20 protein-coding genes and 1 pseudogene are annotated in these 20,484 nt (G+C 55.6%); 10 read left to right on the forward strand and 11 right to left on the reverse strand.

The features are described 5' to 3' along the window. Positions 1 to 91 precede the first annotated feature (91 nt). Positions 92 to 1,921 carry a glutamine--fructose-6-phosphate transaminase (isomerizing) gene (gene glmS / locus SERAS12_RS25060; protein WP_006321790.1) on the forward strand — a complete coding sequence of 610 codons (1,830 nt, stop codon included), beginning with the start codon at positions 92 to 94 and terminating at the stop codon, positions 1,919 to 1,921. A 48-nt stretch (positions 1,922 to 1,969) separates the two neighbouring features. Here the strand turns inward: glmS and SERAS12_RS25065 are convergent, their stop codons facing one another. Continuing rightward, entirely contained in the window at positions 1,970 to 2,350 is a 381-nt protein-coding gene (locus tag SERAS12_RS25065) for a hypothetical protein (RefSeq protein WP_013815071.1), read from the reverse strand. Positions 2,351 to 2,567: 217 nt separating this feature from the next. Here SERAS12_RS25065 and pstS point away from each other — a divergent pair, with 217 nt between their 5' ends. The 8 genes from pstS to SERAS12_RS25105 all read left to right on the forward strand — a co-directional run bounded on the left by pstS (position 2,568) and on the right by SERAS12_RS25105 (position 9,665). Next, positions 2,568 to 3,608, forward strand: a complete 1,041-nt coding sequence (gene pstS, locus SERAS12_RS25070; RefSeq protein WP_004950502.1) for a phosphate ABC transporter substrate-binding protein PstS — start codon at positions 2,568 to 2,570, stop codon at positions 3,606 to 3,608. Positions 3,609 to 3,697: 89 nt separating this feature from the next. After that, on the forward strand, positions 3,698 to 4,654 hold the full coding sequence (gene pstC, locus SERAS12_RS25075; protein ID WP_006321788.1) for a phosphate ABC transporter permease PstC: 957 nt from the start codon (positions 3,698 to 3,700) through the stop codon (positions 4,652 to 4,654). Position 4,655: 1 nt separating this feature from the next. Then, positions 4,656 to 5,546 (forward strand): phosphate ABC transporter permease PstA, encoded by an 891-nt coding sequence (pstA, locus tag SERAS12_RS25080; protein ID WP_013815072.1) that lies wholly within the window; start codon positions 4,656 to 4,658, stop codon positions 5,544 to 5,546. A 54-nt stretch (positions 5,547 to 5,600) separates the two neighbouring features. After that, the gene (gene pstB, locus SERAS12_RS25085) at positions 5,601 to 6,371 is read left to right on the forward strand and encodes a phosphate ABC transporter ATP-binding protein PstB (RefSeq protein WP_369982368.1); all 771 of its coding nucleotides are present in this window, start codon (positions 5,601 to 5,603) and stop codon (positions 6,369 to 6,371) included. 14 nt (positions 6,372 to 6,385) lie between these two features. Continuing rightward, a complete protein-coding gene (gene phoU, locus SERAS12_RS25090; protein WP_013815073.1) occupies positions 6,386 to 7,120 on the forward strand; it encodes a phosphate signaling complex protein PhoU in 735 nt (244 codons plus the stop codon). Between the two features lie 169 nt (positions 7,121 to 7,289). Next, positions 7,290 to 8,129, forward strand: a complete 840-nt coding sequence (locus SERAS12_RS25095) for an ABC transporter substrate-binding protein (protein WP_004950512.1) — start codon at positions 7,290 to 7,292, stop codon at positions 8,127 to 8,129. Positions 8,130 to 8,209: 80 nt separating this feature from the next. Next, positions 8,210 to 8,923: an amino acid ABC transporter permease gene (locus SERAS12_RS25100; RefSeq protein WP_013815074.1), complete on the forward strand. Its 714-nt coding sequence runs from the start codon at positions 8,210 to 8,212 to the stop codon at positions 8,921 to 8,923. A gap of 1 nt (position 8,924) precedes the next feature. Further along, positions 8,925 to 9,665, forward strand: coding sequence for an amino acid ABC transporter permease (locus SERAS12_RS25105; RefSeq protein ID WP_013815075.1), 741 nt, complete (start codon positions 8,925 to 8,927; stop codon positions 9,663 to 9,665). 10 nt (positions 9,666 to 9,675) lie between these two features. Here SERAS12_RS25105 and yieH read toward each other — a convergent pair whose 3' ends face one another. Beyond that, positions 9,676 to 10,341: a 6-phosphogluconate phosphatase gene (gene yieH / locus SERAS12_RS25110; RefSeq protein WP_013815076.1), complete on the reverse strand. Its 666-nt coding sequence runs from the start codon at positions 10,339 to 10,341 to the stop codon at positions 9,676 to 9,678. Positions 10,342 to 10,564: 223 nt separating this feature from the next. Between yieH and SERAS12_RS25115 the strand changes: the two genes are divergently transcribed. Then, positions 10,565 to 11,902, forward strand: coding sequence for an NCS2 family permease (locus tag SERAS12_RS25115; RefSeq protein ID WP_013815077.1), 1,338 nt, complete (start codon positions 10,565 to 10,567; stop codon positions 11,900 to 11,902). A 34-nt stretch (positions 11,903 to 11,936) separates the two neighbouring features. On the opposite strand, the gene SERAS12_RS25120 is transcribed toward SERAS12_RS25115, so the two are convergent. The 9 genes and pseudogenes from SERAS12_RS25120 to rpmH form a co-directional block, all read right to left on the reverse strand. Next, positions 11,937 to 12,986, reverse strand: a complete 1,050-nt coding sequence (locus SERAS12_RS25120) for an alpha/beta hydrolase (protein ID WP_013815078.1) — start codon at positions 12,984 to 12,986, stop codon at positions 11,937 to 11,939. 96 nt (positions 12,987 to 13,082) lie between these two features. Next, entirely contained in the window at positions 13,083 to 13,649 is a 567-nt protein-coding gene (locus SERAS12_RS25125; RefSeq protein ID WP_013815079.1) for an NADPH-dependent FMN reductase, read from the reverse strand. Between the two features lie 175 nt (positions 13,650 to 13,824). After that, complete coding sequence (locus SERAS12_RS25130; RefSeq protein WP_013815080.1) at positions 13,825 to 14,550, reverse strand: 4'-phosphopantetheinyl transferase superfamily protein; 726 nt, start codon at positions 14,548 to 14,550, stop codon at positions 13,825 to 13,827. A 96-nt stretch (positions 14,551 to 14,646) separates the two neighbouring features. Continuing rightward, positions 14,647 to 15,960, reverse strand: a pseudogene (locus SERAS12_RS25135) (lysine N(6)-hydroxylase/L-ornithine N(5)-oxygenase family protein). A gap of 120 nt (positions 15,961 to 16,080) precedes the next feature. Beyond that, entirely contained in the window at positions 16,081 to 17,445 is a 1,365-nt protein-coding gene (gene mnmE / locus SERAS12_RS25140; RefSeq protein WP_013815081.1) for a tRNA uridine-5-carboxymethylaminomethyl(34) synthesis GTPase MnmE, read from the reverse strand. A gap of 98 nt (positions 17,446 to 17,543) precedes the next feature. Continuing rightward, on the reverse strand, positions 17,544 to 19,181 hold the full coding sequence (gene yidC, locus SERAS12_RS25145) for a membrane protein insertase YidC (RefSeq protein WP_013815082.1): 1,638 nt from the start codon (positions 19,179 to 19,181) through the stop codon (positions 17,544 to 17,546). Positions 19,182 to 19,183: 2 nt separating this feature from the next. Continuing rightward, positions 19,184 to 19,441 (reverse strand): membrane protein insertion efficiency factor YidD, encoded by a 258-nt coding sequence (gene yidD / locus SERAS12_RS26000; RefSeq protein ID WP_004933881.1) that lies wholly within the window; start codon positions 19,439 to 19,441, stop codon positions 19,184 to 19,186. Next, positions 19,405 to 19,764, reverse strand: coding sequence for a ribonuclease P protein component (rnpA, locus tag SERAS12_RS25150; RefSeq protein ID WP_004950547.1), 360 nt, complete (start codon positions 19,762 to 19,764; stop codon positions 19,405 to 19,407). The genes yidD and rnpA overlap by 37 nt, the downstream gene beginning before the upstream one ends. A gap of 18 nt (positions 19,765 to 19,782) precedes the next feature. Then, the gene (rpmH, locus tag SERAS12_RS26005; protein WP_004093983.1) at positions 19,783 to 19,923 is read right to left on the reverse strand and encodes a 50S ribosomal protein L34; all 141 of its coding nucleotides are present in this window, start codon (positions 19,921 to 19,923) and stop codon (positions 19,783 to 19,785) included. Positions 19,924 to 20,484: the final 561 nt, after the last annotated feature.

Genomic DNA, 20,484 nt, shown 5'->3' on the forward strand with positions numbered 1-20,484 from the left:
CTACAGGCTCGGGGACGCACGGTAAAAACCGGCAAAATCAGGTCAAGACATCGAAAGCGCCCCGAAAGGCGTTTAATTAGGAATACAACTGATGTGTGGAATTGTAGGCGCAGTAGCGCAACGTGATATTGCAGAAATTCTGTTGGAAGGGTTACGCCGTCTCGAGTACCGCGGTTACGACTCCGCCGGTCTGGCGGTGGTTGATGCCGAAGGTAACGTAAGCCGTTTACGCCGTGTAGGCAAAGTCCATAAACTGACCGAAGCCGCAGAACAACACGAACTGCACGGTGGCACCGGTATTGCTCACACCCGCTGGGCAACGCACGGTGAACCCACCGAAGCGAACGCGCACCCGCATGTTTCTGATTACATCACCGTGGTGCATAACGGCATCATCGAAAACCACGAACCGCTGCGTGAATTGCTGATCGAGCGCGGTTATCACTTCAGCTCTGAGACCGACACCGAGGTGATTGCACACCTGGTGCATTGGGAACAGCGCCAGGGCGGTACGCTGCTGGAAGTGGTGCAGCGCGTGATCCCACAATTACGCGGCGCCTACGGCACCGTGGTCATGGACAGCCGCGATCCTAGCGTGCTGGTGGCTGCGCGTTCCGGTAGCCCGTTGGTTATCGGCCGTGGTGTGGGCGAAAACTTTATCGCTTCCGATCAGCTGGCTCTGCTGCCGGTAACCCGCCGCTTTATCTTCCTGGAAGAAGGCGACGTGGTGGAAGTGACCCGCCGCACCGTCAGCATTTTCGACAAACAGGGGAACGCCATCGAGCGCCCTGAGATCGAATCCAAAGTGCAGTATGACGCCGGTGACAAAGGTGCTTACCGTCACTACATGCAAAAAGAGATCTACGAACAGCCGCTGGCGCTGAAAAACACCCTGGAAGGGCGTTTCAGCCACGGTCAAATTAATCTGAGTGAGCTGGGTCCGCGCGCCGATGAATTGCTGGCGAAGGTGCAACATGTGCAAATCATCGCCTGCGGCACCTCCTATCACTCCGGTATGGTGGCGCGTTACTGGTTTGAAGCGTTGGCCGGCGTGCCGTGCGACGTCGAAATCGCTTCTGAATTCCGCTACCGCAAATCTGCGGTGCGCCCGGGCAGCCTGATCATCACGTTGTCACAGTCCGGTGAAACCGCCGATACCCTGGCGGCGTTGCGTCTGTCTAAAGAGTTGGGTTATCTCGGTTCCCTGGCGGTGTGTAACGTGGCCGGTTCTTCGCTGGTGCGTGAGTCCGATCTGGCGCTGATGACCAAAGCCGGCACTGAAATCGGCGTAGCTTCTACCAAAGCCTTCACCACCCAGCTTGCGGTGTTGTTGATGCTGGTGGCGCGTTTGGGTCGTCTGAAAGGCATGGCGGAAAGCGTTGAGCATGAAATCGTGCATGCTCTGCAGGCGTTGCCGGCGCGTATCGAACAGATGTTGTCGCTGGACAAAAACATTGAAGCGCTGGCGGAAGGTTTCTCCGACAAGCATCACGCGCTGTTCCTTGGCCGTGGCGATCAGTACCCGATCGCCATGGAAGGCGCACTGAAGCTGAAAGAGATCTCTTACATTCATGCGGAAGCCTATGCGGCGGGTGAGCTGAAACATGGCCCGCTGGCGTTGATCGACGCCGATATGCCGGTCATCGTGGTGGCGCCGAACAACGAACTGCTGGAAAAACTGAAGTCCAACATCGAAGAAGTGCGCGCACGCGGCGGCCAGCTGTACGTGTTCGCCGATCAGGATGCCGGTTTCGTCAGCAGCGAAGGCATGACCATCATTCCATTGCCGCACGTGGAAGAAATCGTGGCGCCCATCTTCTACACCGTGCCGTTGCAGCTGCTGTCCTATCATGTGGCGCTGATCAAAGGCACCGACGTTGACCAGCCGCGTAACCTGGCGAAGTCCGTCACGGTAGAGTAATCAGCTGCTGTTATGTTTGAAAAGCCGGCCTGAGCGCCGGCTTTTTTATCATTTAATCTTGTTATTCAGGTCTTGTACCGAGCGTTTCAGATCGCTGATTTCGCTTTGGGCATGGTCTTGCCCTTGTAACTTACGTTTCAGATTGTCTATTTCGCTGTTTTGATTTCGGTTCTCGCTTTCCATATCGCTCAGCTTGTCTTGCAGTTTCTTGATGGTCTGTTCCTGAAGCCTTAATTGCTCTTTGAAGCCGTCTAAATCTCCAAGCTCATAATTGGAAATAATGTAGCCTTGGTCGTAATGGCTCCAAAGAAGGATCTTATCGGTACTGCCGCTGGATTGCTTGCTGCGCTGTAATCCATCCGCCGCCGTGGCGTTGGCCATAGCCAGCAAACAAAGGCTAACCGTTGACAATATAAGTATTTTTTTCATATGCAGTCCCTTTGCCTGGGCAAGATATAACAGAATGTTTCAGGTGAAATAATAGCCTAATCAAGGTGTTAATTGTACTCTTGGTTCCGTGTAATATAACTGTCATATTTCGTACATTTTACTGTCACCAAACTGTCCTATTTTCCCTCCTGCAGCAATACTTACTCTGATGAAAACGACTTGAAGTCGATTTTTGAATATCCCATTAGGAGGGATTATGAAACTGATGCGTACCACCGTCGCCAGTATTGTGGCAGCGACTTTCTCCCTGACCGCCGTGTCCGCGTTCGCTGCTGCCAGCCTGACCGGTGCAGGTGCGACATTCCCCGCTCCGGTGTATGCCAAGTGGGCAGATTCTTATCAGAAAGAAACCGGCAACAAAGTTAACTATCAGGGGATCGGCTCCTCTGGCGGCGTGAAGCAAATCATCGCCAACACCGTTGACTTTGGTGCTTCTGATGCCCCGTTGTCTGACGACAAACTGGCGGCAGATGGCCTGTTCCAGTTCCCTACCGTGATCGGCGGCGTAGTGCTGGCCGTTAACATCCCGGGCATCAAATCCGGTGAATTGACTCTGGACGGCAAAACGCTGGGTGATATCTACCTGGGCAACGTGAAGAAATGGAATGACCCGGCAATCACCAAGCTGAACCCGGGCGTCAAGCTGCCGGATCAGAATATCGCCGTGGTACGTCGCGCTGACGGTTCAGGCACCTCTTTCGTGTTCACCAGCTACCTGTCTAAAGCCAACGCGCAATGGAAAGAGAAAATCGGCGCAGGCTCTACCGTTAACTGGCCAACTGGTCTGGGCGGCAAAGGCAACGACGGCATTGCCGCGTTCGTACAGCGTCTGCCAGGCTCTATCGGCTACGTTGAATACGCTTACGCCAAGCAAAACAACCTGGCTTACACCAAGCTGATTTCTGCCGACGGCAAGCCGGTCAGCCCAACCGAAGAGAGCTTCAGCGCCGCCGCTAAAGGCGTGGACTGGAGCAAAACTTTCGCTCAGGACCTGACTAACCAGAAAGGCGATGGTGCGTGGCCAATCACTTCCACCACCTTCATCCTGGTGCACAAAGAGCAGAAAAACCCGGCTCAGGGCGCAGAAGTGCTGAAGTTCTTTGACTGGGCGTACAAAACCGGTGCCAAGCAGGCCAACGATCTGGATTACGCCTCTCTGCCTAACGAAGTGGTTGAGCAGGTGCGTGCAGCATGGAAAACCAACGTAAAAGACAGTTCCGGTAAAGCACTGTACTAAAGAACGCAGGGGCGCGGGTTCACCGCGCTCCAGCCTATTTTGCAGGGCTCACCCATTGAGCTCGCCAGGGTTAAAACAGAGAGTGATCTATGGCTGAGTACAAGCCGACCATTAAAGCACCGAGTAAAAATGGTGATGTCATCTTCAGCGCGCTGGTCAAACTGGCGGCGCTGATTACCCTATTGTTGCTGGGCGGCATTATTGTTTCGCTGATTTTCGCCTCCTGGCCGAGCATGCAGAAATTCGGCTTCTCTTTCCTGTGGACCAAAGAATGGGACGCGCCTGCCGAGCAGTTCGGTGCGCTGGTTCCGATTTACGGTACCGTCGTCACATCGTTGATTGCCCTGATTATTGCCGTACCCGTGAGTTTCGGTATCGCGCTGTTCCTGACCGAGCTGGCGCCAAACTGGTTGAGACGCCCACTGGGCATCGCTATTGAGCTGCTGGCGGCAATCCCGAGTATCGTTTACGGCATGTGGGGCCTGTTCGTGTTCGCGCCGCTGTTTGCCGAATATTTCCAGACTCCGGTTGGCGACGTGTTGTCCGGCATTCCGATTGTCGGCGAGCTGTTCTCCGGTCCGGCGTTCGGTATCGGTATTCTTGCTGCCGGGGTTATCCTGGCGATCATGATTATTCCTTATATCGCCGCCGTCATGCGCGACGTGTTCGAACAGACTCCGGTGATGATGAAAGAGTCCGCCTATGGCATCGGCTGCACCACCTGGGAGGTGATGTGGCGTATCGTACTGCCGTTTACCAAGAATGGCGTGATTGGCGGCGTGATGCTGGGACTGGGCCGCGCGTTGGGGGAAACCATGGCGGTGACCTTCATTATCGGTAACACCTACCAGCTCGACAGTGCTTCACTGTATATGCCGGGTAACAGCATTACCTCTGCGCTGGCCAACGAATTCGCCGAAGCGGAATCGGGAGTGCATACCGCCGCGCTGATGGAACTGGGCCTGATTCTGTTTGTTATCACCTTTATCGTCCTGGCGTTGTCGAAGTTGATGATCATGCGTCTGGCCAAGAAAGAGGGGCGCTAACGTGGCGACTATGGAAATGCAAAACGACGTGGCGCTGTTAGAAAGCCGCCGCAAAATGCAGGCCTGGCGCCGCCAGAAGAACCGGTTGGCGCTGTTCTTGTCGATGGCGACCATGGTATTCGGCCTGTTCTGGCTGGTGTGGATCCTGTTCTCCACCGTGACCAAAGGCATCGACGGCATGTCGCTGGCGTTGTTCACCGAAATGACGCCGCCGCCGAACACCGCAGGCGGTGGCCTGGCGAACGCCATCGCCGGTAGCGGCTTGTTGATCCTGTGGGCTACCGTGTTCGGTACGCCGCTGGGCATCATGGCCGGCATTTATCTGGCGGAGTACGGTCGTAAATCCTGGTTGGCGGAAGTCATCCGCTTTATTAACGATATTTTGCTGTCGGCGCCATCGATAGTCGTGGGCCTGTTCGTCTACACCATTGTGGTGGCGAAAATGGAGCACTTCTCCGGCTGGGCCGGGATCATCGCGCTGGCTTTGTTGCAGGTACCGATCGTTATCCGTACCACTGAGAACATGTTGAAGCTGGTGCCGGATACGCTGCGTGAGGCGGCTTACGCGCTGGGTACGCCGAAATGGCGCATGATTTCTGCCATCACGCTGAAAGCCTCGATCTCCGGCATTATCACCGGCGTGTTGCTGGCCATTGCGCGTATCGCCGGGGAAACCGCACCGCTGCTGTTTACGTCGTTGTCGAATCAGTTCTGGAGCACCGACCTGATGCAGCCGATCGCCAACCTGCCGGTCACCATTTTCAAATTCGCCATGAGCCCGTTCGCCGAATGGCAACAGCTGGCCTGGGCCGGGGTGCTGTTGATTACCCTGTGTGTACTGTTACTGAATATCTTGGCGCGTGTGGTTTTCGCCAAGCAGAAGCATTCATAAAATTTTGAGCGCTGCCGTGGCGGCGCTGATGAAAAGAGAGAAGTCTTGATGAGTATGGTTACTGACGCTTCCAGCAGCAAAATTCAGGTACGCGATCTGAACTTCTACTATGGCAAATTCCATGCGCTGAAAAACATCACGCTGGATATTGCCAAGAACAAGGTCACCGCGTTTATCGGTCCGTCCGGCTGTGGCAAATCCACTCTGCTGCGTACTTTCAACAAGATGTACCAGCTGTACCCCGAGCAGCGTGCTGAAGGCGGCATCCTGCTGGATGGGCAGAACATTCTGACCGATAACTCGGATATCGCTCTGCTGCGCGCCAAGGTCGGCATGGTGTTCCAGAAACCGACGCCGTTCCCGATGTCGATTTACGACAATATCGCCTTCGGCGTGCGCCTGTTTGAAAAGCTGTCGCGTGCCGACATGGACGAGCGCGTCCAGTGGGCGTTGACCAAGGCGGCGTTGTGGAACGAAACCAAAGACAAGCTGCACCAGAGCGGTTACAGCCTGTCCGGCGGCCAGCAACAGCGCCTGTGCATCGCACGCGGCATCGCCATTCGCCCGGACGTTTTATTACTCGATGAGCCTTGCTCGGCGCTGGATCCCATCTCCACCGGAAAAATCGAAGAGCTGATCAGCGAACTGAAGTCTGACTACACCGTGGTGATTGTGACCCACAACATGCAGCAGGCCGCGCGTTGCTCTGACTCCACGGCATTTATGTATCTGGGCGAACTGATCGAGTTCAGTGATACTGATAACCTGTTCACCGCGCCACAGAAAAAACAGACCGAAGACTACATCACCGGCCGCTACGGTTGATTACGGGAACCCAAATGGACAACCTGAATTTAAATAAACACATTTCCGGCCAGTTCAACGCAGAACTTGAGCACATCCGTACCCAGGTGTTGACCATGGGCGGGCTGGTGGAACAGCAACTGACCGACGCCATCACCGCGATGCATAATCAGGACGGTGAACTGGCCAAACGCGTTATCGAAGGTGACGCCAAGGTCAATATGATGGAAGTGGCGATCGACGAAGCCTGCGTGCGCATCATTGCCAAGCGCCAGCCGACCGCCAGCGATTTGCGTCTGGTGATGGCGATCATCAAGACCATCTCCGAGCTGGAACGTATCGGCGACGTGGCGGATAAAATTTGTCGCACCGCGCTCGAGAAATTCTCGCACCAGCATCAGCCGTTGCTGGTCAGCCTGGAGTCGCTTGGCCGCCATACCGTGCAGATGCTGCATGACGTGCTGGATGCCTTTGCGCGTATGGATCTGGATGAAGCTATCCGGATTTACCGCGAAGACAAGAAGGTCGATCAGGAGTATGAGGGCATCGTCCGTCAGTTGATGACCTATATGATGGAAGATACCCGCACTATTCCAAGCGTGCTGACTGCGCTGTTCTGCGCCCGTTCGATCGAGCGTATCGGCGACCGTTGCCAGAACATCTGCGAATTTATTTTCTACTTCGTGAAAGGTCAGGATTTCCGTCACATTGGCGGCGATGCGCTGGAAAAATTGCTGTCTGCCGACGGCAAAGAAGAGAAAAAAGAGTAATTTTCCCCGCGAGTTACTCCCCGGAAGGCGCAGAAAACTGCGCCTTTATGCTGTTTAAAACCCTCAAAGATAAAAAGGTTATAAATATAGCTTTTTATATTATTTCCTGACCTAAGTCGCTCTTGCTAGCTTATCAGCCAGCAGGACATCACCCACTTAGGAGCTTTTCATGAAACACCGCGCTTTGGCCTTAACTCTGTTAGCCAGCCTGACCAGCCTCGCCACCGGCGCCGCACATGCGGACAAACTCGACGACATCAAGAAAGCCGGCGTAGTGCGTATCGCGGTGTTCGACAGCAACCCGCCGTTCGGCTATATCGATCCGCAAAGCAAAAAGTTGGTCGGTTATGACGTTGATGTCGCAGACGCGATCGGCAAGGCGTTGGGCGTAAAGGTTGAGCTGCGCGCCACCAACCCGGCTAACCGCATTCCTTTGCTGGTATCGAAGAAGGTCGATTTGATCGCCGCCAACTTCACCATTACCGACGAGCGTGCCAAGGAAGTGAATTTCAGCGTGCCGTATTTCGCTACCGGCCAGAAATTTATCGCCCGTAAAGGCGTGCTGAAAACCCCGGAAGACATTAAAAAGCTGCGCATCGGCGCGGATAAAGGGACGGTGCAGGAAATCACCCTGCGTGAACATTACCCAACCGCAAAAGTGATCTCTTACGACGATACTCCGCTGGCCTTTGTGGCGTTGCGTAACGGTAACGTACAGGCGATCACTCAGGATGACGCCAAGCTGGTTGGCCTGCTCGGCAACCTGCCGGCGGCGCAGAAAGCCGATTTTGAGATCTCACCGTTCAGCATCACTAAAGAGTACCAGGGCGTCGGCATTCCAAAAGGGGAAGATCGCCTGACCGCCAGCATTAACGACACGCTGATTAAGCTGGAAAAAGACGGCGAAGCGGTTAAGATCTACGACCGCTGGTTCGGCCCGGAAACCAAAACCGCCCAACCGCGCGGCGATTTCAAGATCGCGCCTTTGGATCAACAGCCAAAAGCCTGACGATCTGGAGTGCCGAGATCTGAACGGAGGGGGCGCAGCTTGCTGCGCCCCTGATGCATTTGGCAAAACAAGGATTGAACATGAATTTGGACTGGCTGCTGGCGCCTCAGTATCTGGGCTGGTTATGGGATGGCTTCCTGCTGACGCTGTGGCTTTCCGCTTGCGCGAGCCTGGCGGCCACGCTGTTGGGCTTGATACTGACGGCGATGCGTGACAGTAGCCTGCGTCCGCTGCGCTGGCTGGCGGTGGGCTACAGTTCGTTGTTTCGCAATACGCCGCTGTTGGTACAGCTGTTCTTCTGGTATTTCGCTGCCGGGCAAATCCTGCCTTCCTCCGCCATGCAGTGGCTGAACACTGCGCATCAAATCGGGCCAATCGCCTGGCCGTCGTTCGAATTTCTCGCCGGCTTCTTTGGTCTGACACTGTATTCCACCGCCTTTATCGCCGAAGAGATCCGCTCAGGTATCCGTGGCGTCGCAGGCGGGCAAAAATACGCGGCCAATGCGCTGGGGCTTACCGGCTGGCAGGCCATGCGTTACGTGGTGCTGCCGCAGGCGCTGAAAATTGCCTTTCCGCCGTTGTTGGGCCAATACATGAACGTGATAAAAAACTCTTCGCTGACCATGGCGATCGGCGTTGCCGAGTTGTCTTACGCCTCGCGTCAGGTGGAAACCGAAACGCTGCGCACCTTCCAGGCGTTCGGCGTTGCGACGGTGTTGTACATCGCCATCATTGCGTTATTGGAAGGCTGGGGCATGTGGCGACAGCAACGTAAACCCCTGGGAGGGCACTAACATGGATTTCAGCGTTATTTACGACAATCTGGGGTATTTATTATGGGGCACCTGGCCGGATGGGCCGTTGGGCGGCGCGGCGTTGACGCTGGCGATCAGCCTGATGGCCGGTGTGGCTTCGGCTGTCCTCGGCACGCTGCTGGGCGTGGCGTTGGCGATGTCGCGCGGCGTAGCCGCCGGGTTATTGGCTGCGGTGCTGGGCTTTTTCCGCGCAATCCCGGTCATCATGCTGATTTTTTGGACCTACTTCCTGCTGCCGATCCTGTTTGGCGTGGATATCCCGGAGATCACTACCGTGGTCTGCGCATTGGCGCTGATCGCTTCGGCCTATCTGGCCCATGCGGTGAAGGCAGGCATTGTCGCCATTGGTCCCGGCCAGTGGCAGGCCGGTTTATCGCTGGGGCTGACGCGTTGGCAAACGCTGCGCATGATCGTGCTGCCGCAGGCGTTGCGCATGATGGTGCCGTCGTTTATCAACCAGTGGATTTCCCTGATCAAGGACACTTCGCTGGCTTATATCGTGGGCGTCAGCGAACTGACCTTTCTGGCGACCCAGGTCAATAACCGCAGCATGGTTTACCCAATGGAAGTGTTCCTGTTTGTCGCGCTGGTGTACTTCGTGTTCTGCCTGGCGCTTGATCTGCTGGCCAATGCGGTCAACCGCCGCCTCAGCCCGCAGGTCAGGGCATTGAAACGTTCCTGGCGCTGGTGGCGCAACAAACCGCCGCTGCCGGCGAGCTGATCGGGGCCGATTAACGGGTCAACCGCCAGCCGCGTTCCCGCCATAACGCCGGAAGTTGGGCCAGATCGTCAAACGGGGTGACCAACGGGTGGTCGATAGGCTGGTTGTGCGGATCGGCGCAGAAGTAAAACACCGGAATGTCGGCGGCGATCCCGGCCTGGGCTCCGGCGGCGGAATCATCCACCAGAATACAACGCTCTACCGGCACCTGCATTTTTTCGGCGGCGTGGAACAGGAGCGCCGGGTCCGGTTTCCAGCGCTGGATGTCATAGCCGCTGAACAACCGGTCATCAAAATAGTTCAGCATGCCGGTCAGGCCGAGCGAGTGCTGCATTTTGCTGACCGGGCCGTTGGAGACGGTGCACATCGGCACAGCTACTTGCGCCAGCAACTCGCGCGCGCCGGCGATCTCCTGTAGCTCACTGTCGAACAGACGGGCTACTTCCCGGCGATATAAGGGCTCCAATTCCTCTTTCGGCAGCGTGATGCCGTGCTCCGCATTAATCTGCTCGATGATCTCGTACAGCTTTATCCCTTTGTATTTCCTGAACATCTCTTCCAGCGACAGTTGAAGGCCGTAGTGGGCGAACATATGCACATAGGCCTTGCTGCACAGCACTTCACTGTCTACCAGCGTGCCGTCGCAATCAAACAAAATGCAGTCAATCTGATTCATCAGGGTAAGCGTCCTTCGGTTAAGCGGCGATAAAACCACTTTAACCGCATCAGGCAAGATTGCGACTCCTTAATCCACTTTGCCGATGAATATCAACAAATACAGTCTGTTGACTACTTTGGCCGTAAAGACGGCGAAAAAAACCTGTGACCTGCGTCAAAAGCCAGACTTTTTGTTATAGGATAGCCAACGACTGTCCATTCCCCTCTTCGGAATTCTGATAATGAGCAAACCAGTATCTGGCCTTGACGTTGAGCAAGGCTTGCTTGGGCGCGTGTTTAAACTCAAGCAGCATGGAACCACGGCGCGTACGGAAACGATTGCCGGTATTACTACCTTTTTGACCATGGTGTATATCGTGTTCGTTAACCCCCAGATCCTGGGCGCGGCGGGCATGGATACGCAGGCGGTGTTCGTAACAACCTGCCTGATTGCCGCTTTTGGCAGCATTTTTATGGGTTTGCTGGCTAACCTGCCGGTGGCGCTGGCGCCGGCGATGGGCCTGAATGCGTTCTTCGCCTTTGTGGTGGTTGGCGCCATGGGCATTTCGTGGCAGATCGGCATGGGCGCTATTTTCTGGGGCGCTGTCGGTTTGTTGCTGTTGACCATTTTCCGCATCCGTTACTGGATGATTGCCAACATTCCGATGAGCCTGCGGGTGGGGATCACCAGCGGTATCGGCTTGTTTATCGGCATGATGGGGCTGAAAAATGCCGGCATCGTGGTGGCCAATCCGGACACTCTGGTCACCATCGGCAGCCTGACCTCGCACAATGTGCTGTTGGGCGCGCTGGGCTTCTTTATCATTGCCGTGCTGTCCTCACGCAATTTCCATGCGGCGGTATTGGTTTCCATCGTGGTAACCACACTGATCGGCTGGGCGCTGGGCGATGTTAAATACGGCGGTGTGTTCTCCATGCCGCCGAACATTACCTCGGTGGTGGGCCAGGTTGATCTGGCCGGGGCGCTGAATATCGGCCTGGCAGGGGTGATTTTCTCCTTCATGCTGGTGAACCTGTTCGATTCTTCCGGCACCCTGATTGGCGTGACCGATAAGGCGGGGCTGACCGACGATAAGGGCAAGTTTCCGCGCATGAAACAGGCGCTGTACGTGGACAGCATCAGTTCGGTCGCCGGTTCGTTTGTCGGCACTTCTTCCGTCACCGCGTACATTGAAAGCTCTGCCGGCGTATCCGTTGGCGGCCGCACCGGCCTGACGGCGGTGGTGACCGGTATCCTGTTCCTGCTGGTGATCTTCCTGTCGCCGCTGGCGGGCATGGTGCCGGCTTATGCCGCCGCCGGCGCTTTGATCTACGTTGGCGTGCTGATGACATCGAGCCTGGCGCGCGTGAAATGGGATGATCTGACCGAGGCCGTGCCGGCGTTTGTCACTGCGGTGATGATGCCGTTCAGTTTCTCGATCACCGAAGGCATCGCGCTGGGCTTTATTTCTTACTGCGTGATGAAGCTCGGTACCGGCCGCTGGCGTGAAATCAGCCCCTGCGTGGTTGTCGTGGCGCTGCTGTTTATACTGAAGATTGTCTTTGTAGACGGTCATTAATACGACAAGGGCCGACAAGCGTCGGCCCTGTTCTCTATGCCCCAGGCTTCGCGTCCGGTGCCTGATTCAATACCCACTGTAATGGCCGTTTGAAACGCGCCTGCCAGCCGCCTTCCGCGTTCTCCCCCTGGGGAAAATGCAATGTCGTCACCTGATTATTTTCGCTGAAAAGATTGGCGAAGTGCAGTGCCAGCGCCTGATCGCTGAAGTTTTGCCGATCGTAGTACGCCACCACCACCTTTTTGTTCGCCGCCAGCGACTGTTGCGCCGGTTTGATCCCGCCATTGGGTGCAATCAGCATTGCGCCGGCATAAAACTGCGGATACTTGCTCAGCAGATTGGCGGCATGCAACGCCCCTTGTCCGCGGGCCGTGAGGTAGATCTTTTGCGGGTTGAGCTGTAATTCTTTCTGCGGCCGGAGGGCCTGTTGAATGGCGCTCTGGGTACTTTCCTCGCTGTAATTCGACCAGCGGAAGCTGTTTTCCGACAGCATCTGGGTGCCGTTGATCTCAATATAGGCGACGCCCATCTCACTGAACAGCAAGCGTTCTTCGGGGCTGATATTGGCGCCTTTGCCATAGCCGTGCAGGAACACCACGGTTGGCCATCCTCCAGCCGGAGGAGCGCCGTCCGGTATGGCGTAGCTGGCTTTGCCTTCAAACAACGGGGCATGCTGCAGGTAGCGAGCCTTGGTGGCGGCGAGGATCGACTGATAGGTGGCGCGGTGCTGGATGCTGTTGAAGGCGTCGTCTTCGAGCAATGTGTAGTAATACCACAGCCCACGATTGGCGCTCAGTTGCAGATAGCGCTCAGCCAGCTCTGTCTGGCCCTTTTCAGCCGAAGAGGCCGCTAACTGATAGGGGGCCCATACGTTGCTTCCATCTTCTCGCATCAGCGTCAAATAGAGCGACATGGCTCCGAGTTTCTTGTCTTCCTGGCTTTGGACGGTACGCGGCAACTGGGCGTTCAGCGGGCTATGTGCAGGCAGCTCGATCGGTTCTTCCCCGGCGGGATAACGCATTTCTGCGGCGAGCAAAGGTCTGGTGAATAAAGCCAGTAATAGGGCTAAAATAAAAAAATACATAATTACATAACTTTATTTTTTAACGGGTTAGAGAAAATCCTCTCACGGGAGAAGCGCCTTCAGCCGATTGATGGCCGAAGGCCTCAAAAAGAGAATTTACTTCAGGCGGCGGATATAGTCGCTGAATGCGGACAACTGGCCGGTCAGGAAATCCAGCGTGCCCTGTTCGACCAATTGCCCGGCCTGCGCATCCACTTTGTTCTGGATGACTCCGCCCATAAACTCCGGCTTGTTCATCACCATGGCATCGAGGAACACCAGAATTTGGCGCAGGTGATATTGGCAACGCGCGCCGCCAATCGGCCCCATCGAGCTGGTCTGAATCGCTACCGGTTTACCGGCCAGCGGCTGGTTCGGTAAGCGGGACAGCCAGTCAATGGCATTTTTCAGCCCGCCCGGCACCGAGTAGTTATACTCCGGGGTCACAATGATCACGCCGTCAGCCTGACGGATTTGCGCGGCGATAGCGTCAACCGAGGCGGGGAAACCTTCGTCTTGTTGCACATCGGCATCATACAGCGGGATATCACGGATAGAGGGAAGCGCTTCGATGATCACACCCTGAGGGGCGAGGCCTGGCAGCGCTCGGGCCACCATGGCGTTGTAAGAACCTTTACGCAGGCTGCCGAGCAGGGTGACTATTTTTAAGGCTTGGTCTGACATGGTGATTCTCCCTTTCGAATGAACAGATTCAGCTTAGAACACCTGCCGATAGTAGGGCAAACATGGCGGTGAGAATAGCCAATTCCTGCATATTTGCCTGACTTTACAATTTTATTCAGAAATTAATAGGTTAAAGAAAGTTTTATCTTATCTTTTTTACCGTAAGCCGCCGATGTCAGCGGTGATGAGCCAGGCTGGTCAGTTTTACAAAGCGGGTGGAGATGGCGGGGGTGCGTGATGAGATCTCGCCGTACTTCTGCAGGCCTTTGTACTCTCCGTACTGCCAGCACACCAGCCGATCAAGGTTGGGTTCATGCGCGCAGGCCCAGCTAAGATACTCGTCGACATCGCTCATCACCTGAACCTGGGGGGTGGCGCTGGAGCGAAGATGGCCGGAAAAGGGGTGCAGCAGCAGCGTTGATTGCCCGCTATTCCCCAGACCGGAAAGCTTCAGCACGCTCTGGCGGATGCTCCACAACTGGGTTTCCGCTTCCAGCCGATCGTACTGTGCGCTGATCCAGGCGGTCTCTGTCGGTGTCTGATACTGGTGTTGCAGTTTTTTTTGCTGGCCGCCGCGCGCGCGCATGACCTCTATATCCAGCCCTACTTTGCCTTCATTGCTGAGCAGAACGCCCACCGTATCGCTGGCATAGGCCAGGCTGAAATCAGGCAGGTGGTTGTCGGCAAAACAGGGGCGCCCGGTGGGCGTAGTGGCTATCGGCGGCAGTGTCGGCAGCCCATAAAGATAAAACATCATTTCGGCGAGCAGGATGCGTCCCTGAAGGAAACGCTGGCGGCGTTTAGCGGAAAAAGTCGCGGTTGCGGTCAACACCTCAGCGGATAATCTATGGGTATCCAGGGCGGCGCTAGCGGGGATCCATCGGGCAAAATGACACGCCATTGTTCACTCCATGACAGAGAGGTCTCTGATAACGCAGGAGTGTTAGATTAAGCATAAGTCGCGGATTTATCATCAAAAAAGAGTATGAGGTTTATCCTATTTATCTGTTTTTTGAACGTCATTGTCTGGCGCCGCATCACTCCACCATTGTATCAGCGAGGCATTTGGCGTCAGATCAAAATGCGGTTTGCCGAGCAAATGATTGAGGATGCGGGCAGAGCGCCAGGCCATCAAGCTCAGGCCGCCTTCAGCGCTGCCGTGGCTGTGGATACCGGCATTCACCGCATAAATCCGGTTCTGCTCCGGCCCTTGCCACTCAAGGTTAAAATCCGGTAACAGCGGCAGGTGCTGTTGATTGTCGAAGGGGATACGCGGCAACAGCGGTTTTAGGCAGGAAGGCAGCGAAGGGCGTTAGCCGGTGGCTAAAATGACCATATCGGCATTAAATCCTTCCTGACGATTTTCCAGGCCATGCCGGGCGCGCAACTGGAAATCCTTTCCCGTTGGCTCGATCGCCAACAGCGTTCGATGCGGCAACAGGCGCACGTTACGGGTCTGGTGCATTACGTCAAAACGCATGTACAGCTCGCGATACAGGGTACGCAGCGTGTGGTTGCTGATGCCGTCGGCGGGCAGCTTCTGCGCCTTGATTTCCCGCTCGCGGATATCTTGCGGCAGCGTATAGAAATAATCGACGTATTCCGGGGTGAAATACTCATTGGTGAAGGCGGATTCATCCAGAGGCTGGAAGTTGGGCCGGCGGGAAAGCCAGTCCAGCTGCGCCGGTTTTCCCCAATGCCCGCGCAGCGCATTGAGGAAAATGTCGGCGCCGCTTTGGCCGCCTCCCACCACCATAACCCGTTTGCCGGTAAGATCCGGATTGCGGAGGGCGATCTCTGCGGCATGCAGGCAATTTTCCCCCAGAGCCGGGTAGAACTCATCGGGGATCCAGGGATCGTGGCCGGTGCCCAGACAGATGTTTTTTGCCCACAGGGTTTGGTTGAGGGTACGGACTTCAAACAGCTGCTGGTCATCGTCAAAATCAATGCTTTCTACCGACTGCAAAAACTGTAGCCCATCTAATCTATCGCAGGCCCAACTTAGGTAGTCCGAAAACTCTTCACGGCTGATAATTTGCTGTTCGGTGATCAGAAAACGGTAAATTTTTTTCTGCTCGACCAGATAATTGATAAATGAAAACTGGCTGCGCGGTGCAACGGCGGTCACTAAGTCCTGCAGCACATAAGTCTGCATATAAGCCGAGGGTAGCAACATGCCGGGATGCCAGCGAAAGCTGGCGTTGCGATCGAGAAAGGCATAGTTCACCTCACCGCTTTCAAAGGCCATGGCTGCCAGGCTGAGATTGAATGGCCCCAGGCCGATGCCCAGTAAATCCAATGGTTTGTTCATTTATGCTTATGTCTCCCGGCAAAAATCGCTGAGATAAGCTTAGGCTAGTTTGGGCGGGCAAAGGGGAAAACAACGAAGGGATGGGGGGATGCGGGTACCCTTTTCAGCACCCGCAGCCGATTATTTTCCGATGCAGAAGCTGGAGAAAATGCGCCCCAGCAGGTCATCTGAGGTAAATTCGCCGGTGATCTCACTCAGTGCCTGCTGCGCCAGACGCAGTTCCTCGGCCAGCAGCTCCCCCGCGTAAGCGCTCACTAACTGTTCTTTGCCCTCGACCAGATGCTGGGCCGCTTGTTCAAGCGCCTGCAGATGGCGACGACGCGCCAGGAAGCCGCCTTCCATATTGCTGGTGAAACCCATGCTCTGTTTCAGATGATCGCGCAGCAGGTCGATGCCTTCGCCGGTGCGCGCCGAGAGGCGAATAAGTGAGTGACCATTTACTTCGGTCATGCCCAGCGTTTCACCTGTGATATCGGCTTTGTTACGTACCACGGTGATCGGCAGGCTGTGCGGCAGGCGCGCCATAAACTCTGGCCAAATCTCTGCCGGTTCGGTTGCGGCGGTGGTGGTGCCGTCAACCATAAACAGAACACGATCGGCCTGTTCGATCTCGTTCCATGCACGTTCGATGCCGATGCGCTCCACTTCGTCGCTGGCCTCACGCAGGCCTGCGGTGTCGATGATGTGCAGTGGCATGCCGTCGATGTGAATATGCTCGCGCAGTACGTCGCGGGTGGTGCCGGCAATGTCGGTGACGATCGCCGCATCGCGGCCGGCTAACGCATTGAGCAGGCTTGATTTACCGGCGTTTGGCCGCCCGGCGATCACGACCTTCATCCCTTCGCGCAGCAGGCTGCCCTGACGTGCCTCGGCGCGTACGTTGTCCAGATCGGCCATCACGCCGTTGAGCTGCGCTTCGATTTTACCGTCAGACAGGAAGTCGATTTCCTCATCGGGAAAGTCGATCGCCGCTTCCACATAGATTCGCAGGTGAGTAAGTGCTTCCACAAGCTGGTGGATGCGGGTGGAAAACGCCCCCTGCAATGAGTTCATTGCGGAACGCGCCGCCTGTTCGGAACTGGCGTCGATCAGATCGGCAATGGCCTCGGCCTGCGCCAAATCCAGCTTGTCGTTGAGAAAGGCGCGTTCGGAAAACTCACCGGGTCGCGCGATGCGCACGCCGGGCAGCGCCAGCACGCGTTTCAGCAGCAGATCGAGGATTACCGGCCCACCGTGGCCTTGCAGTTCCAGCACGTCTTCGCCGGTAAACGAGTTTGGGCCGGGGAACCACAGCGCAATGCCCTGATCCAGGGTGGTGCCTGCGGCGTCGCGGAACGGCAGATAATCGGCGTATCGTGGCTTCGGCAATTTGCCAAGCAGGGCCTGAGCGGCGTCTTTCGCGCCACGACCGGAAATACGCAGAATGCCGACGCCGCCGCGTCCCGGCGGAGTAGCTTGGGCTACGATGGTATCGGTGGTGCTCATAGCAGGTCTTCTCTCTGACAATATGCAAAAAGGCGGTCTAATGACCGCCTCTTATCTTTCGCTGCAAGGGTTCAGCGCGCCAAACCCCTACAATACGCTTAGGTCTTTTTCTTGTCGCGGCTGTGTAAGCCACGTTTTTCCAGGCCGCGGTAAATCAACTGCTGCTGGAGGATGGTGACCAGGTTACTGACGATGTAGTACAGCACCAGACCAGACGGGAACCACAGGAAGAACACTGTGAAGATCACCGGCATAAAGGTCATGATTTTCTGCTGCATCGGGTCAGTCACTGTGGTTGGCGACATCTTCTGGATGAAGAACATCGTCACGCCCATCAGGATTGGCAGAATGTAGTACGGGTCTTGCGCCGACAGGTCATGGATCCACAGAGCGAATGGCGCATGGCGCAGCTCAACCGAGCCCATCAACATGTAGTACAACGCCAGGAAGATTGGCATCTGGATAACCAGCGGCAGACAACCTCCCAATGGGTTCACTTTCTCGGACTTGTACAGCGCCATCATTTCCTGACTCATGCGCTGTTTATCATCACCGATACGCTCACGCATCGCCTGCAGTTTTGGCTGCAGCATGCGCATTTTCGCCATCGAGGTGTACTGCGCTTTGGTCAGCGGGTACATGATGCCGCGCACGATGAAGGTGATGATGATGATCGAGAAGCCCCAGTTACCGATAAAGCCGTGGATGAACTTCAGCAGTTTGAACAGCGGCTGGGAGATGAACCACAACCAACCGTAATCCACGGTCAGGTCCAGATGCGGCGCCAGTTGGGCCATCTGATCCTGCAGCTCCGGACCAACCCACAGGGTGGCATTCAGCTGTTGCTGTGCGCCAGGCTGCACCACAACCGGGGTAGATTTGAAGCCGATGGTGGACAGGTTGTCGCCAGGTTTAGCGGTATAGAAGGTATTGCTGCCCTGAGTTGCCGGTACCCACGCGGTGGCGAAGTACTGTTGCAGCATCGCAACCCAACCGCCCTGAGTGGTGACATTCAGGTTTTCGTCTTTGTCGAACGCATACTTCTGATATTTGTCTTCGCTGGAAGAGTACGCCGCGCCACGGAAGGTATGCAGAGCGAAGTTGTTGCTGCCGGTGTCGCGGTGTTTAGGCAGCTCTGTAGTCTGCTTCAGTTGGCCGAACAGGGTCAGCTCCAGCGGAGCGGTGCTTTTGTTGTCGACGTTGTAGTCAACGCCAACCGCGTAATGGTTACGCTTGAGCACGAAAGTCTTGGTGTAAACCGCACCGTCTTTGCCGGTGAAGGTCAGCGGGATGCGCAACTCATCCTGGCCTTCCGGCAGGGTGTAGCTGTCCTGCGCCACCTGGAACAAAGGGCGTTCGCCGTTTGCCGGGTTATCCGGGCCGTTTTTGCCGGTCAGACCGCTTTGTGCCTGATAAACAAATGACGGGGTGTTTTCCAGCAGTTGGAATGGAGTCGATGAACCCAGGGTATCCGGGTAGGCCAACAGTTTAGCCTGCTCGATATCACCACCACGCGTGTTGATGGTCAGCGACAGCACGTCAGTGTTAACGGTAATCAGTTTACCCTGGCCACTGGCTGGCACAGCCTGGCTTGCAGCATCACCGGTAGCTGTGTTCGAAGTCTGTTGCGTGGTCTGGGCGACTGGTTGCGGAGCGTTGTCCGTTTGCCAAGCCTGCCAGATCATGAAAGACACGAACAGCAGAGCGATGAGGAAAAGATTGCGTTGCGAATCCATCGTTAGTGTTCTCTGTTATCGTCGGTTTTCGGCGGCACGGGATCATCGCCACCTGGGTTCAAGGGGTGGCATTTTAATACGCGTTTCAATGCTAACCAACTGCCTTTTATCATGCCAAACCTGCTTAATGCCTCAATTGCGTAATGAGAACATGTCGGCTGGAAGCGACAACGAGGCCCAAGCAACGGACTGATGACGAGCTGGTAAGCCCGCACCAGCCCGATCAGGATGCGGGAGCCTGGCGACAGTGGCGACGCCATAATTTTTCCAAAGCTTCCGTCAACGCGCGGTTATCCAAATCCGCTATCCCTTTTTTGGCCACCACGACAAAATCCATCGCCGGTAACTCGTGCTGACGTAAACGGAAGCTCTCGCGGGTAAGGCGTTTGATCCGGTTGCGTTCATGCGCGCGTTTGACGTGTTTTTTGGCGACGGTAAGACCGATGCGGGGATGCCCCAGCTGGTTCAGGCGGCCGAGGATGGTGATTTGCGGCGTGCCAGCCCGTTGTGGCTGCTGGAAGACGAAAGTGAAATGAGTGGGAGTTAACAAACGTAACTCCCTGGGAAAAGCGAGCTTAACCACTCAGCGGGTTAGCTTTTATTACTTAGAAACAGTCAGACGAGTACGGCCTTTCGCACGACGGCGGGCCAGAACTTGACGACCATTTTTGGTGGCCATACGAGCACGGAAACCATGGCTACGGTTGCGCTTCAATACGGACGGTTGGAAAGTGCGTTTCATGGCGATTTCTACCTAAACTTAAATAAGGACAATAAGTCAAATGCGTTTGGCTACTCGGCGTGAAAGCTACCGACGCCTCAATCGCAATATATAAAGAGGCGGGATTGTAATAATTGTACAGTCCTGAGTCAATTCACATCGCGCGAGCCTACCTGGTTGTCTGCCAATACGGAGTAAAATCCGGTCTTGGCCCGTGGTCACAGCTGAATCCTGTCTGGCTAATGACTCACCATAAGGAACCAGGTATTACACGTAGGGCGAATATTATACGGATTCGGGGGTAAACCGCAAGGATCCTGAAGCGATCCTTGCGGTTAAAAGCCAGGATCCGAGGTGGATAACAGGGTATAACCGGTTGACAATGTAAAAAATACCGTCCTTCTGGCGGGATCTCGCCTGCAATTTGACGTGGATGGCGAAAAGATCGCCGCAGGCCGCGGCCTGTGGATAAAATGGATCTAATCTGTGATGAAGGGGAGGATCTCTTGCTCGGATTGCGCTATGATCCGTCATTCCGATCGCGATCTCTCAAGCGGGGATCGTGAGGGACATAAACCGTGA

The sequence above is a fragment of the Serratia sp. AS12 genome, assembly GCF_000214195.1.
Classification (GTDB): Bacteria; Pseudomonadota; Gammaproteobacteria; order Enterobacterales; family Enterobacteriaceae; genus Serratia; species Serratia plymuthica.

Coding starts and splice junctions, on each gene's coding strand:
- glmS (WP_006321790.1), top strand. CDS start 92: ATGTGTGGAATTGTAGGCGCAGTAGCGCAACGTGATATTGCAGAAATT.
- SERAS12_RS25065 (WP_013815071.1), bottom strand. CDS start 2,350: ATGAAAAAAATACTTATATTGTCAACGGTTAGCCTTTGTTTGCTGGCT.
- pstS (WP_004950502.1), top strand. CDS start 2,568: ATGAAACTGATGCGTACCACCGTCGCCAGTATTGTGGCAGCGACTTTC.
- pstC (WP_006321788.1), top strand. CDS start 3,698: ATGGCTGAGTACAAGCCGACCATTAAAGCACCGAGTAAAAATGGTGAT.
- pstB (WP_369982368.1), top strand. CDS start 5,601: ATGGTTACTGACGCTTCCAGCAGCAAAATTCAGGTACGCGATCTGAAC.
- phoU (WP_013815073.1), top strand. CDS start 6,386: ATGGACAACCTGAATTTAAATAAACACATTTCCGGCCAGTTCAACGCA.
- SERAS12_RS25095 (WP_004950512.1), top strand. CDS start 7,290: ATGAAACACCGCGCTTTGGCCTTAACTCTGTTAGCCAGCCTGACCAGC.
- SERAS12_RS25100 (WP_013815074.1), top strand. CDS start 8,210: ATGAATTTGGACTGGCTGCTGGCGCCTCAGTATCTGGGCTGGTTATGG.
- SERAS12_RS25105 (WP_013815075.1), top strand. CDS start 8,925: ATGGATTTCAGCGTTATTTACGACAATCTGGGGTATTTATTATGGGGC.
- yieH (WP_013815076.1), bottom strand. CDS start 10,341: ATGAATCAGATTGACTGCATTTTGTTTGATTGCGACGGCACGCTGGTA.
- SERAS12_RS25115 (WP_013815077.1), top strand. CDS start 10,565: ATGAGCAAACCAGTATCTGGCCTTGACGTTGAGCAAGGCTTGCTTGGG.
- SERAS12_RS25120 (WP_013815078.1), bottom strand. CDS start 12,986: ATGTATTTTTTTATTTTAGCCCTATTACTGGCTTTATTCACCAGACCT.
- SERAS12_RS25125 (WP_013815079.1), bottom strand. CDS start 13,649: ATGTCAGACCAAGCCTTAAAAATAGTCACCCTGCTCGGCAGCCTGCGT.
- SERAS12_RS25130 (WP_013815080.1), bottom strand. CDS start 14,550: ATGGCGTGTCATTTTGCCCGATGGATCCCCGCTAGCGCCGCCCTGGAT.
- mnmE (WP_013815081.1), bottom strand. CDS start 17,445: ATGAGCACCACCGATACCATCGTAGCCCAAGCTACTCCGCCGGGACGC.
- yidC (WP_013815082.1), bottom strand. CDS start 19,181: ATGGATTCGCAACGCAATCTTTTCCTCATCGCTCTGCTGTTCGTGTCT.
- yidD (WP_004933881.1), bottom strand. CDS start 19,441: ATGGCGTCGCCACTGTCGCCAGGCTCCCGCATCCTGATCGGGCTGGTG.
- rpmH (WP_004093983.1), bottom strand. CDS start 19,923: ATGAAACGCACTTTCCAACCGTCCGTATTGAAGCGCAACCGTAGCCAT.